This window comes from Rhizobium sp. NZLR8 (assembly GCF_019685025.1).
In the GTDB taxonomy this organism is placed as follows: Bacteria; Pseudomonadota; Alphaproteobacteria; order Rhizobiales; family Rhizobiaceae; genus Rhizobium.
Window position 1 is genome coordinate 1 of the sequence record NZ_JABDVY010000022.1, and the last position, 12,729, is coordinate 12,729.

Here is a 12,729-nt window from a genome sequence, read left to right on the forward strand (position 1 = left end):
GGCCGGCAAGCCCAAGATCGTCGCAACCGTCGCAACTATGCGCAAGCTGCTCACCATCCTCAATGCCATCATCAGGGACGGACGACCATGGCAAAACGCTTGACAAATAAGACAGTCGCTCTCCCCGTAAACGGGGCGAAGGGGACAAGCCGCGACCTCTCCGTTCCCCGCTAGCTCTCGCACGGCACGTCCCCTCTCCCCGTTTTTTACGGCGGTCCGAAGGACGGGTCGAGACGAGTGGCTCGACCCCGGTTGGCTGGGTGAGGGGCAGGCCTCAGTCTCAGCGAATGATCAGCGCCGTGCCGTAGAGCCCGAGCGCAAAAACCGTATGCGCGAGCAAATTGAAGCACCGCACCTTGTTCGGCGTCGGATGTTTCGATGCGGCCCAGCCGATGCCGAGGCCGGGCTGCAGCAGGAACCACCCTGCTCCGACGGTGAGAATACCGAAGATCCAGGCGGGGAGAAATGTCGGTGCCGCCAGCCACGCCTGCCCCATGATGAGCGCAAAGATCAAGCCATAGAGAATGCCGACGGCGTAGTGGCTGATCCAGCCGAGCGCCAGTTCATGCGTATAGGGCTCGGCATCGGCGATGCTGTCGTGAAAGACCTTGCCGCGGCGAAGGTGCCAGAACCAGCGGCCGACCGGGGCCCAATTGGGCGCCGTCTGGCCGAAAACCTTGGTGAGCACGATCGCCCAGAGGTCCATGAGGATGGTTGCGCCAGCACCGATCGCCAGGCCGCGCCACAGAATATCGAACATTGGGAATCACCGGAGAGCGTTGAATTGCAGAGGCGCTAGAAAACCATTGCAGGCGCGCCGGCGCAATGGCTCCAGTGAGTTCCCAGCCGCATCCAGGGCTTATGCAATGGTTACCGCCTGCCCCCGCTCTCTGCCCTCTGCGCGGCCCTCGTTGCTGTATCATCCGCAAAAAGGCATCGGTGCGGGCGCAAATTGATGCTTTTCGCGTGCAGCGATATTTCCTACTCACTGTCGAAACGGCAATGAGAGGCGCGGCGATGGCAATGCCATTTTACTGGAACGAACTGAACAGCTCCGATTTCGCCGGACTTTCGGCCAATACGACCATTGCCATCCTGCCGATCGCCTCGACGGAACAGCACGGCCCGCACCTGCCGATCGCGACCGATGTGGCGATCGCCAACGGCATGCTGGCCGAACTGCGAAAGCAGAAGCCTGACGATCTCGATTTCCTGGTTCTGCCGACGCAAGAGATCGGCAAGGCGAACGAACATATCTACGGACCGGGAACGCTGTCGCTCGGCGCTGAGCTGCTCATTCCAGTCTGGACGGCGATCGGCGCCAAGGTTGCCGAAGCCGGCATCCGCAAGATGGTCATCGTCAATTCGCATGGCGGCAATGTCGACATCATGAGTATCGTCGCGCGCGAGCTGCGCGTCCGCTACCAGATGGCCGTCATCTCGACGCAATGGGGCCGCTTCGGCCATCCCGAAGGCATGATCAGCGAGCACGAGTTGAAATACGGCATCCATGGCGGCGAGGTCGAGACCTCGCTGATGCTCCATTTCCGCCCCGATCTGGTGCGGATGGACAAGGCGCAGAATTTTGCGTCCAAGGCCGAATGGATGCGCGAGCAATCGAAATACATCCAGCCGCTGCCGCCCCATTCGCTCGCCTGGATCGCCCACGACCTCAATCCGAACGGCGTCGTCGGCGACGCCTCGCTCGGAACCGTCAAAAAAGGCGAAGCGATCTGCCGCCATCAAGTCAGGGGCTTCATCGAGTTGCTTTACGACCTGACGCGCTATCCGCTTTCCAACCTTTATTCACAATAGCGCCGGCCAGGGCGACCTACTGGGTGATCGGCTTTTCCATCGCGATATGGCCCTTGGCCTGCAGTTCCTGCACGAGGCCGGCAAGTTCGGCCAGCAGATATTCAACGAACAGGCTGGTGGCGGAATCGAGCGGCGCACGGGCGCGGGCAAAAAGCTTCATCGGCTGCTGGCGCGCGTGCGGTTCAGCAATCGCCCGGAAGACGAGCTCGCCCTGCCGGCATTCGGTAATGACGTCGAGCGGGTTCAGCATCGTCAGCCCCGCCCCTGACTTGACCAGCTTCTTCAGCATCTCCGACGCATTGGTTTCAAGCACCGGCTCGACATGCACATCGAGACGCGCCAGCGCCAGGTTGATCACTTCACGCAGGCTGGTGCCCTGCTGGGCCAGCACCAGGCGTTCCTGGACGATATCGGCTAGGTTGATCGGACCCGAACCGATCAGGTGATGGCCGGGCGGCAGCACCACGCCGATCGGAATATCGAAACTGCCGAGCGTTCGAATGCCGGGTGTCGCCGGGATATTGAAGCCGAGGCCGATATCCACCTCGCCCGACAGCACCGGATTGACCGTTGTCGTGCCGGCATCATTGCGCAGTTGCATGAAGACGCGCGGATGTTCCGACTGGAACCGGGCGATGATCTCCGGCAGCGGCCCAGCGGCAAGGCCGACCGTGGTGACCAGGCGGATCTTGCCCGCCTGCTGCATCTTCAGGCTGCGGATGCGCCCCTCCAGCCGCTCGTAATTCTTCAGCACCTCGCGAATATGTTCGATGCAGAGTTCACCGGCCGCCGTCAGGCGCAGGCCGCGCGGCAGGCGCTCGAAGAGCGGAGCGCCCATTTCCTCCTCCAGCGCCAGAATCTGCCGGTTGATCGCCGATGACGCCACGTTCAGCCGCGCTGCGGCTTTGCGGATCGAGCCGGAGCGCGCGATCTCATTGATGTAGATAAGCTTTCTGGAGTGCAGCATCGCAACCTCGTTGCATAAAATTAAAGCAGACAGCACAAATTAGGCACAGGCTTCTGATGAGATGCCGAAAAGGCATCATTGCGCACGAAATTTGATGCTTTTCAAAGAGCAAAGCAATCGCTCCAATGAAGAAAATCGGGCGTCGCAATGGGCGTTCCGAACTCAGAAGGGGAACGCTGATCATGCCCAATGCACTGAAGAATACGGTCTTTTCCGCGCTCATCGGCTTTGGCGGCGCGCTCGCCGCTGCTGTCTCGGCGCATGCGGCCGATAAGGTAAGCTACGGCACGAACTGGCTGGCGCAGGCCGAGCACGGCGGCTTCTACCAGGCGGTCGCCGACGGCACCTATGCGAAACACGGCCTCGACGTCACCATCGTCCAGGGTGGCCCGAACGCGGCCAACAGCGCGCTGCTGATCTCCGGCAAGATCGATTTCTACATGGGTGGGCCGCAGGGCGAGATATCGGCTGTCGAACAGGGCATCCCGCTGGTCGACGTCGCAGCGATCTTCCAGAAGGATCCGCAGGTCCTGATCGCCCATCCGGACATGGGTATCGACAAATTCGCGGACCTCGCCAAGCTCAAGACCTTGTTTCTCGGCAAGGACGGTTACCTCACCTATTTCGAATGGATGAAGGCGAACTACAAGGGCTTCAAGGACGAGCAGTACAAGCCCTACAATTTCAGCCCCGCGCCATTCCTTGCCGACAAGGAATCCGCCCAGCAGGGTTACCTCACCTCCGAGCCCTACGAGATCCAGAAGCAGGCCGGCTTCGAACCGAAGGTCTTCCTGCTCGCCGATAACGGCTATTCGCCCTATTCGACGATGATCACCACCACGCAGACGATGGTCGACAGCAAACCGGATGTCGTCCAGCGTTTCGTCGATGCCTCGATCGAGGGCTGGTACAACTACCTCTACGGCGACAACAGCAAGGCGAACGAGCTGATCAAGAAGGACAATCCTGAAATGACGGATGGCCAGATCGCCTACTCCATCGCCAAAATGAAGGAATACGGCATCATCGAATCCGGTGACAGCCTGGACAAGGGCATCGGCTGCATCACCGACGCGCATTACAAGGCGTTCTTCGACGAGATGGTGGCGATCAAGGTGTTCAAGCCGGAGACCGACTACACCAAGGCCTTCACGACGAAATTCGTCTGCAAGAGCACCGGAATGGCGATGAAGAAGTAAGCCCTCCGACGTCGGCCGGTGGTCCGCCTGAGGTGGCGGACCCCATCCTCCCCTAATGAGACAGGCATGCCCTTAGCAGAAGCCCAGGCCCGATCCCCGCAAGAGACGCGCAAGCGGCCGCTGGTCGCGATGCAGTCGGTCTCGAAGGTCTTTTCCAGCGGCACCGTTGCCCTTTCCGACATGTCGCTCACTGTCGAAAGCGGCGAGTTCGTCAGCCTGCTCGGCCCTTCCGGCTGCGGTAAGTCGACGGCGCTGCGCATCATCGCCGGCCTTGGCGACGTGACGTCGGGAACGATCGGCTGGCCGAGTTCGCGCATCAATTCGAAGGGCCTGCCGGAGGGCGATATCGGCTTCGTCTTCCAGGAGCCGACGCTGATGCCGTGGAAGAACGTGTTCGACAATGTCCACCTGCCGCTGAGGTTGAGGCGGATTTCGAAGGCGTCAGCGCATGCAGAAATCATGCAGGTGCTGACCACCGTCGGCCTCCAGGATTTCGCCAAAGCCTATCCACGCGAACTTTCCGGCGGCATGAAGATGCGCGTCTCTATCGCCCGCGCGCTGGTTACGAAACCGAAGCTGCTTTTGATGGACGAGCCCTTCGCGGCGCTTGACGAAATCACTCGGCAGAGGCTGAACGACGACGTGCTGCGGCTCTGGAAGGCGACCGGCATCACCGTCATCTTCGTCACCCATTCGGTCTTCGAGTCCGCCTATCTCTCGAACCGCATTGTTGTGATGAAGGCAAGGCCCGGACGCGTGCATGCCGATGTTCCTCTGACCACCAGCCTGGAACGCGACGAGCATTACCGCACCTCGGAAGAATACCGGAAGGCGTGTGAGACGGTCTCCCTTTCGCTGATCGGGGCAATCAACGCGGCGGGAGAGCATTGATGCGTGACCAAACTGATACGCCGCCGCAGCTCCCTCACCTTGCTGCAAATGCCATTCCCCATGTCGCAGGCGCAAGGCGCCGCGATCTCGCCCTGCGCATCACCATCCCCTTCCTCGTTATCGGCCTGCTGATCCTGATCTGGTACGCCTATGTGAAGCTCTCGGGCGTGCCGCCCTATATCCTGCCGGGTCCGGCCGCAGTGGCAAACGCTTTCGTGACGGACTGGGGTACGCTTGCCCCTGCCCTCTGGGTGACCACCAAGATCACCTTCCTGTCGCTGATGCTGGCCCTTGTCGGCGGCGTCGGCTTTGCGATCTTCCTGGTGCAGTCGCGCTGGATCGAGCTTGCCTTCTATCCGCTTGCCGTCATCCTGCAGGTGACGCCTGTCGTGGCGATCTCGCCGCTGATCCTGATCTATGCGCCGTCGACCCAGGTGGCGCTGCTGATCTGCGCCTTCCTCGTCGCCTTCTTCCCGATCCTTTCGAACATGGTCCAGGGGCTGAAGAGCGTCGACCACAATCTCATCAACCTCTTCGAGCTTTACGGCGCCTCGCGCTGGCAGACGCTGCTCTTTCTGAAACTGCCCGCCGCCCAACCCTATTTCATGACGGGCCTCAGGATCGGCGGCGGTCTGGCGCTGATCGCCGCCGTCGTCGCAGAATTCGCGGCAGGCTCGGCTGGCGCCGGCTCCGGCCTCGCCTTCCGGCTGCTCGAAGCACAATATCGGCTCAACATTCCGCGCCTCTTCGCCGCGCTGCTGATGCTCTCCCTGCTTGGCGTGGCGATCTTCGCCGTCACCTCCTTCATTTCCTGGCTCGCCCTGCACCGTTGGCATGAGAGCAGCCTGAAACGAGAAAACTGATGACCTATTCCTTCCTTTCGCCGCCCAATGCCGGCCGCTTCGTGCTGAGCAATGCGACGCTGCCTGCCGTCGCCGTCGAGGGATTTGACGCGCCGGCGATCGACGGGCTGGTCAAGGCGGATATCGTCATCGCCGATGGCGTCATCTCCGCGCTGCTGCCGGCGGGCGCAGCGCCGGTGGAATTTCCACGATCCGATCTGAAGTACGGCATGGTCTGGCCCTGCTTCACCGACATGCACACCCATCTCGACAAGGGGCATATCTGGCCGCGCAACGCCAATCCCGACGGCACCTTCATCGGCGCCCTGGACGCGGTGCGGACGGACCGGGAGGCGCACTGGTCGGCGGCTGATGTCAGCAAGCGCATGGAATTCTCGCTGCGTTCGGCCTATGCGCACGGCACCAGCCTGATCCGCACGCATCTCGATTCGCTGGCGCCGCAGCACCGTATTTCCTTCGAGGTTTTTGCCGAGATGCGCGAGGCCTGGAAAGACAGGATTACGCTGCAGGCGGTGGCGCTCTTCCCGCTGGAAAATATGGTGGACGCGACCTATTTCGCCGACCTGGTCACCGTCGTCCGCGAAAAAGGCGGGCTGATCGGCGGCGTCACCCGGATGACCGCCGATCTCGACAGCCAACTCGATGTGCTTTTCAGGGCTGCCGCCGATAACGGCCTCGACGTCGATCTTCATGTCGACGAGAGCGACGATCCTGCCGCCGAGACGCTGAAGGCGATCGCACAAGCCGTGCTGCGCAATCGGTTCGACGGCAAGGTGACATCAGGCCATTGCTGCTCGCTCGCCAGGCAGGACGAGGAGACGGCAAAACGCACGGTCGAGCTCGTCGCAAAAGCCGGCCTTTCCATCGTCTCGCTGCCGATGTGCAACCTCTATCTGCAGGACCGCTACCCCGGCCGGACGCCTCGCTGGCGCGGCGTCACCCTGTTCAAGGAACTGGCGGCGGCCGGCGTTGCGACGGCAGTGGCCTCCGACAATACGCGTGATCCCTTCTATGCGTATGGTGATCTCGACCCGGTCGAGGTGTTGCGCGAGGCGGTGCGCATTCTGCATCTCGATCATCCGCTAGACACGGCCGCGCGCGTCGTCACCACCTCGCCTGCGGATATTCTCGGCCGGCCCGACAAGGGGCGCATCGCCGCTGGCGCCTTGGCCGATCTCGTGCTCTTCAGCGCCCGGCGCTGGAGCGAATTTCTTTCCCGTCCGCAGTCTGACCGCGTCGTGCTTCGCCGCGGCAAGGTGATCGACCGCAGCCTGCCGGACTACCGTGAACTCGACAGCGTCGTTGGAGCCTGACATGCCGGATTATCAGACGATCAAAAAGCAACTCGAAGGCATCGCCGTCGAGGACAATCCGGCGCTGGTGCGTCAGAAAAGCCGCGATTTCTACTGGTATTCGCCGATCCTGAAGGCGCAGCTCGACAATGTCACGGCCGATCTCGTCGTCACGCCGAAAAACGAAGAAGAGGTCATCCGGGCGCTGAAGGTCGCTTTCGCGCACGGCGTGCCGGTAACGCCGCGCGGTGCCGGCACCGGCAATTACGGCCAGGCCATGCCACTTTCCGGCGGCATTGTGCTCAACCTTGCCGCCATGGACAAAATCAAGGAAATCCATCCCGGCCGGGTTGTCTGCGAACCGGGCATCGTCATTGCCCAGCTCGACAAGCAGACCAAAGCGCATTCCGGCCAGGAGCTGCGCTTCCACCCGTCGACGGCGCAGACGGCGACGGTCGGCGGCTTTATCGCCGGCGGCTCCGGCGGCGTCGGGTCGATCACCTGGGGCGGTCTGCGCGATCTCGGCAATATCCTGCGTCTGCGCGTCGTCACCATGGAGGCCGAGCCGCGCGTGCTCGACCTGACTGGCTGGGACCTGCAGAAGGTCAGCCATGCCTACGGCACCAACGGGATCATCACCGAAATCGAAATGCCGCTCGCCCCTGCCTATGATTGGGTCGACGTGCTTGTCGGCTATGACGACTTCATGGCATCGGTGCGCTTCTCGGATGCGCTGGCCAAATGCAACGGCATCCTCGTCAAGGAAATCGCGCCGATCGCGGCACCGATCCCGCACGACTATTTCACCCGCCACAGGCCCTATATCAGCAAGGGCCAGTCAGTGGTGGTGCTGATGATCGCGCCGCATTCGATGGACGCTTTCCTCGCCTTTGCCGCCGCCAACAAGGGCGAGATCATCTTCCGCTCCGACACGGTCGAAAGCATGAAAGGTATTCCGCATGCCTATGAGCTTGCCTGGAACCACACGACGCTGCGTGCGCTGAAGGTCGATCCCGGCTTCACCTATCTGCAGGTTCAGTATCCAGGCCCGGATCACGTCGCCAAGGTTGCCAAGATGGTCGAGATCTTCGGCGACGAAGTGCCTGGACATCTCGAATTCATCAGGTTCGACGGGCAGATCCAATGCTCCGGCCTGCCGCTGGTGCGCTATACCACGGAGGAGCGCCTCGAGGAGATCATCAAGATCCACCAGGATCACGGCTGCCCGATCTTCAATCCGCATCGCTATACGCTAGAGGAAGGCGGCATGAAGCGCACCGACAAAGTACAGCTCGCCTTCAAGCAGGAAACGGACCCGAGAGGGCTATTGAACCCCGGCAAGATGATCGCCTGGGAGAATCCCGATTTCGATTTCAATGCCGGCAAGAATTATCTCTTCCCCGGGCTTGCGAGCGTCATGGAGGCCTAATGAGAGTTCTCGTGCTTCATTCGCATCCGGTCGAGGAAAGCTACGGCAAGGCGCTCTACAAACAGACGCTGGAAAGCCTGCGAGAGGCCGGTCACGAGGTGGATGCGTGCGATCTCTATGCCGAGAATTTCGATCCGGTGCTCTCCCGCCACGACCGGCTCGCCTATCACGATTATCCCGGCAATACCGCGCTGGTGAAATCCTATGTCGAGCGGCTGAAGCAGGCCGAAGCGCTGGTGCTGGTGACGCCGATCTGGAATTTCGGTTTTCCGGCGATCCTGAAGGGTTATTTTGACCGCGTCTGGCTTCCTGGCGTCTCCTTCGAGTTGGTCGACGGCAAGGTGGAATCGCGGCTGCGCCACATCAGGAAACTCGCGGCCGTGCTGACATACGGCGCGACGCCGTTTCGCGCCTTCGCCGCCGGCAACCCGCCGAAGAAGATCGTCAAGCGTGTGCTGAGGGCGCAGATCAATCCGCTGCGGCCGGTCACCTTTCTTGCCCATTACGACATGAACAACTGCACGCCGGAAACCCGGGCCAGGTTTTTGGAGAAGGTAAAGATGGCGATGGAGCGGTTTTAAGACCCGACCGGGTGGTTGGTCGTGGTAGCATCCTCATTGAAGCAAGGAATGCCCATGAAGAAGATTTTCAATCCGGCGTCTGTCCGTCGTCCATTCGGAAATTACAATCACGGGCTGCTGGTGCCGGCCGGGGCCTCGCTGCTCGTGACCTCGGGGCAGCTCGGGATCGGTCTCGACGAGAAAGTGCCGGAAGATATCGGCGCACAGGCAGAACTTTGCTTCGAGGCCATCAAAGCAATTCTCGCCGAGGCGGAAATGAGTTTTGCCGACGTCATCCGCATCTCAGGCTTCGTGACGAAGCGTGAGGATTTCCCTGCCTATATGGCCATGCGCGATCGCTATACACTCGATCCGAAGCCGGCCTCGACGCTGATCATCATCAGCGGCTTCACCCGCCCCGAATTCCTCGTGGAAGTCGAAGTCACGGCCGCCAAAGTGCTTTGACATGGCCTCTCGGGTCGTCCGCCGGTCAGCCGCCTTCTGTCTGCGGCTCCTCGGCGCCATTGCCGATATCGCCACTAATATCACGGGCGAACTTCCGCATCAGCCGCACCAGTTCATTGAAGTCGTGCTCGTCCCAGCGCTCGAAGATGGCGCGGCCCATGCGCTCGCGCGCGGCGTCGATGCGATCGGTCATCGCCTTGCCCTTCGGGCTTATCACCGCCTCGCGCACGCGACGATCCGCAGTACTGCCGCGGCGCTCCACCAGATCAAGACTTTCAAGCTTGGCGACCTGGCGGCTGACGGTGGTGTAGTCACGCCCGGCGCGATCGGCAAGTTCGACCACCCCGATCGGACCAAGCCGTTCCACCGTGACCAGCAGCGGAAACAGGGCGCGATCGAGCGAAATACCGGCCTCGCGGACCATCTGCTCATCGCGCTGGGGCCGGTTCATGACGCTGACGATCTCGATCAATGCCCTATGCAACTCGCGCAACCTTTCGGACATATGTGTATTTTGCACGTTTTTTGTTGACGCCATATCCATTCTCCTATTATGTGCATAATACACATATGGAGATCGCAATGACACAGAATTCTTCAGTCGACGTGCTGATATCAGGCGCCGGCGCGGCCGGGCTGACGCTGGCGATCGAGCTGGCGCGGCGCGGCGTATCCTTCCGCCTGATCGAGAAATTGAACGACCCGTTCCGCGGCTCCCGCGGCAAGGGAATTCAGCCAAGAGCGCAGGAGGTCTTCGAGGATCTCGGCATTCTCGACCAGATCGTCGCGCTCGGCGGCGCCTATCCCCTGCAGCGAGAATATCGCGACGACGGAATCTTCAGCGAATCCGAAGCCGTGCTGCGTGGGGAGCCGACGCCCGCCGAGCCCTACCATCTTCCGCTGATGGTGCCGCAGTTCCTGACCGAAGGCGTGATGCGCGATCGCCTGCTCGAACTGGGGCACCAGCCGGAGTTCGGATGCGAACTCATCGGCTTCGAACAGCACGAGGCAAGCGTGACGGCGCGGCTCACGGGACCATTTGGCGAAGAGACTATTCAGGCGCGATGGCTCATCGGCGCGGATGGCGGGCGCAGCTTCGTACGCCACGCGCTTGATATCGGTTTTCCCGGCAAGACGCTCGGCGTGCGCGCCATCGTCGCCGATGTCATGCTGACGGGGTTGGAGCGCGACGCCTGGCATCGCTTCGGCGAAGGCGACATGCGGCGACAGATCGCACTTTGCCCGCTCGCGGGAACGGAACTGTTCCAGATCCAGGGACCCATTCCGCTCGAAGGCGAGATCGACCTTTCCGCTTCATGGTTGACCGCCTTGGTCGCGGAGCGCACCGGCCGCGACGATATTCACGTCCACTCGGTCTCCTGGGCTTCGGCCTTCACCATGAACGCCCGGCTTGCCGATCGCTACCGGCTCGGCCGCGTGTTCCTGGTCGGCGATGCTGCCCATACGCATCCGCCGACCGGCGGACAGGGCCTCAATACCAGCGTTCAGGACGCCTATAATCTCGGATGGAAGCTGGCTGCAGTCGTCGCCGGCGGCCCTGATGCACTGCTCGACAGCTATGAGGAAGAGCGTCGCCCGGTCGCCGCGGCGATGTTGGGTCTTGCCACAGATCTTCTCGACCAACTCAAGCGGGGCGAGATGCGGCGCGGCCGCGAGGTCCATCAGTTGGATATCGGCTATCCCGAATCCTCCATCGCGCTGGAAAAGCCGGAGCGCCGCGGCGGCCTGCTGGCGGGCGACCGCGCGCCGGATGCGCCGCTCACGGGTGCGGCCGGCCAGCCGAGACGGCTGTTCGAACTGTTCAGCGGCGCGCACTGGACGCTGCTCGGCTACGAGGTCGAGCAAGTCACTGTGCCGCCGCGCAGCGGATTGCACATCCACAGGATCGGCCGGCGCGGCGATATCCTTGATAAAGCCGGGCACTTCCGTGACGCCTACGCTCTGACCCCAGGTGACTGGGCGCTCGTGCGCCCGGACGGGTATGTCGGCGCCATCGTCGGATCGTCTGATGCCTTGGCGCTGGATGCCTATCTGGCAAATGTCGGCCTTGGAACATGATGCCTGAGCCGCTTGGAGCAGAATTCTATTTGAGGCGGACCCGGCCTGAAACCATCCCGTTCCAGGCTGCCGGTCGCCCCGCCGCCAGGCGGATCGCCGATCCCCAATGGCGCGCAGCGCAAATGTTTCAGAGGGCGTCGCGCTCGTATCGCGGCGTCCAACCGCGGGTCATTCCCCGGCTGATCGCTCTCTCCGCCAGCGCCAGTTGCTGGCGCAGATGTTTGCAGTCGTCGAGCAGCGAGCGGATCGCCGCCTTGGCATTGTCGTCATGCCAGGCAAGCACGGCTTCGACTTCCCACGCCGGATCTGGCCAAGCTGTATCGGGCCAAGCCGGATCGGGCCGCGCTGAATCGGGCCAAGCCGGCTCGGGTTGCAAGATCTTTGCCGGCTGCATCAGTTTAGCGCCAGTGGCAATTGAACCGGGCGTGGCAAGGGCGGCAGCGGCCGGCTGAGTTCGACCTTTCTCTGCCAGGCGGCGCGCCGCAGCTGATCCCGCTCGCGCGCCGCGCGGGACGCTTCGACAAGAGCTAGGGCGTTGGCGATCACCTGTTCCGTATGCGTCATGACCATCTCCGATGTTCCTGATTTGTTCTAAAATAGAACCTCGGCCGGAAAAGTCAAGTCGGGAGGGATTTGGGTGTTCAACGGGATCAGGCCGGAGCCTGGGGTAGAAACACGGCGGGCGTTCAGTCCGCAGCTTCGATGACGGCGATGCCGGCTTCCTGCGCAGCCCTGATGAAGGATGCCCGCACCTCATCCGGCGGGAGATCGCCGATGATCGCATCCAGGCAGGATTTCACGGCTTCGAAATATTCTTCGCCGTCGTCTACTGGCCAATCGTGCAGCAGCGTGCGCGCGGCATCCCACACAGAGTTAATAACGGCATAATGGCCGAGCCCTATTGAGGCCAAGCCGACCGGTCGAAAATGTGCCGTCTGTCTCACTTTGCTACAGCTTTTCCCAATTTCGGTGAGCGTACCAGTAACAATGCAATTTGCGTGCCGTTGGCGGGCCGCTCGCCTGCGGGGCAACTATGTCTCCTCGTCCCTCCAGCCAGGCGCTTTGAGAACATGCAACCTTTGAACCGTCCCGATCGGCGCAGAGAACCCGGCGATCAGTTATCAAACGACAGATTATGGTAAATATCAGGCTTTCCCTCCCGAACCTAC

The 12,729-nt window shown here is 61.7% G+C and carries 15 protein-coding genes and 1 pseudogene; 10 read left to right on the plus strand and 6 right to left on the minus strand.

Features of this window, described 5'->3' with window-relative positions:
* Nucleotides 1–103 (plus strand): annotated as a pseudogene (locus tag HJB89_RS30810) (IS110 family transposase); the annotation flags it as partial.
* A gap of 177 nt (nucleotides 104–280) precedes the next feature.
* Here HJB89_RS30810 and HJB89_RS30815 read toward each other — a convergent pair.
* Nucleotides 281–760: a DUF2938 domain-containing protein gene (locus tag HJB89_RS30815; RefSeq protein ID WP_207584166.1), complete on the minus strand. Its 480-nt coding sequence runs from the start codon at nucleotides 758–760 to the stop codon at nucleotides 281–283.
* Between the two features lie 257 nt (nucleotides 761–1,017).
* Here HJB89_RS30815 and HJB89_RS30820 point away from each other — a divergent pair, with 257 nt between their 5' ends.
* Nucleotides 1,018–1,815 carry a creatininase family protein gene (locus HJB89_RS30820; RefSeq protein WP_207584165.1) on the plus strand — a complete coding sequence of 266 codons (798 nt, stop codon included), beginning with the start codon at nucleotides 1,018–1,020 and terminating at the stop codon, nucleotides 1,813–1,815.
* Nucleotides 1,816–1,831: 16 nt separating this feature from the next.
* Here the strand turns inward: HJB89_RS30820 and HJB89_RS30825 are convergent, their stop codons facing one another.
* Nucleotides 1,832–2,782 (minus strand): LysR family transcriptional regulator, encoded by a 951-nt coding sequence (locus tag HJB89_RS30825; protein ID WP_207584164.1) that lies wholly within the window; start codon nucleotides 2,780–2,782, stop codon nucleotides 1,832–1,834.
* 182 nt (nucleotides 2,783–2,964) lie between these two features.
* Here HJB89_RS30825 and HJB89_RS30830 point away from each other — a divergent pair, with 182 nt between their 5' ends.
* The 7 genes from HJB89_RS30830 to HJB89_RS30860 all read left to right on the plus strand — a co-directional run bounded on the left by HJB89_RS30830 (nucleotide 2,965) and on the right by HJB89_RS30860 (nucleotide 9,481).
* On the plus strand, nucleotides 2,965–3,981 hold the full coding sequence (locus tag HJB89_RS30830; RefSeq protein WP_221150913.1) for an ABC transporter substrate-binding protein: 1,017 nt from the start codon (nucleotides 2,965–2,967) through the stop codon (nucleotides 3,979–3,981).
* A gap of 66 nt (nucleotides 3,982–4,047) precedes the next feature.
* A complete protein-coding gene (locus HJB89_RS30835) occupies nucleotides 4,048–4,872 on the plus strand; it encodes an ABC transporter ATP-binding protein (protein ID WP_207584162.1) in 825 nt (274 codons plus the stop codon).
* Nucleotides 4,872–5,735: an ABC transporter permease gene (locus tag HJB89_RS30840; protein ID WP_259669482.1), complete on the plus strand. Its 864-nt coding sequence runs from the start codon at nucleotides 4,872–4,874 to the stop codon at nucleotides 5,733–5,735. The genes HJB89_RS30835 and HJB89_RS30840 overlap by 1 nt, the downstream gene beginning before the upstream one ends.
* Nucleotides 5,735–7,048, plus strand: coding sequence for a cytosine deaminase (locus HJB89_RS30845; protein WP_221150914.1), 1,314 nt, complete (start codon nucleotides 5,735–5,737; stop codon nucleotides 7,046–7,048). The genes HJB89_RS30840 and HJB89_RS30845 overlap by 1 nt, the downstream gene beginning before the upstream one ends.
* 1 nt (nucleotide 7,049) lies before the next feature.
* Complete coding sequence (locus tag HJB89_RS30850) at nucleotides 7,050–8,456, plus strand: FAD-binding oxidoreductase (RefSeq protein WP_207584160.1); 1,407 nt, start codon at nucleotides 7,050–7,052, stop codon at nucleotides 8,454–8,456.
* Nucleotides 8,456–9,037 carry an NAD(P)H-dependent oxidoreductase gene (locus tag HJB89_RS30855; protein ID WP_207584159.1) on the plus strand — a complete coding sequence of 194 codons (582 nt, stop codon included), beginning with the start codon at nucleotides 8,456–8,458 and terminating at the stop codon, nucleotides 9,035–9,037. The genes HJB89_RS30850 and HJB89_RS30855 overlap by 1 nt, the downstream gene beginning before the upstream one ends.
* 54 nt (nucleotides 9,038–9,091) lie before the next feature.
* Entirely contained in the window at nucleotides 9,092–9,481 is a 390-nt protein-coding gene (locus tag HJB89_RS30860) for a RidA family protein (protein WP_221115941.1), read from the plus strand.
* A 25-nt stretch (nucleotides 9,482–9,506) separates the two neighbouring features.
* Here HJB89_RS30860 and HJB89_RS30865 read toward each other — a convergent pair whose 3' ends face one another.
* On the minus strand, nucleotides 9,507–10,019 hold the full coding sequence (locus tag HJB89_RS30865) for a MarR family winged helix-turn-helix transcriptional regulator (RefSeq protein WP_207584157.1): 513 nt from the start codon (nucleotides 10,017–10,019) through the stop codon (nucleotides 9,507–9,509).
* 44 nt (nucleotides 10,020–10,063) lie between these two features.
* On the opposite strand from HJB89_RS30865, the gene HJB89_RS30870 reads away from it, so the two are divergent.
* Nucleotides 10,064–11,560, plus strand: a complete 1,497-nt coding sequence (locus HJB89_RS30870; RefSeq protein ID WP_221150915.1) for an FAD-dependent oxidoreductase — start codon at nucleotides 10,064–10,066, stop codon at nucleotides 11,558–11,560.
* Between the two features lie 127 nt (nucleotides 11,561–11,687).
* Here the strand turns inward: HJB89_RS30870 and HJB89_RS30875 are convergent, their stop codons facing one another.
* The 3 genes from HJB89_RS30875 to HJB89_RS30885 form a co-directional block, all read right to left on the minus strand.
* Nucleotides 11,688–11,954: a hypothetical protein gene (locus HJB89_RS30875; RefSeq protein ID WP_207584155.1), complete on the minus strand. Its 267-nt coding sequence runs from the start codon at nucleotides 11,952–11,954 to the stop codon at nucleotides 11,688–11,690.
* A complete protein-coding gene (locus HJB89_RS30880) occupies nucleotides 11,954–12,124 on the minus strand; it encodes a hypothetical protein (protein ID WP_010069037.1) in 171 nt (56 codons plus the stop codon). The genes HJB89_RS30875 and HJB89_RS30880 overlap by 1 nt, the downstream gene beginning before the upstream one ends.
* A gap of 122 nt (nucleotides 12,125–12,246) precedes the next feature.
* Nucleotides 12,247–12,504, minus strand: a complete 258-nt coding sequence (locus HJB89_RS30885) for a DUF982 domain-containing protein (RefSeq protein ID WP_207584309.1) — start codon at nucleotides 12,502–12,504, stop codon at nucleotides 12,247–12,249.
* Between the last annotated feature and the right edge of the window lie 225 nt (nucleotides 12,505–12,729).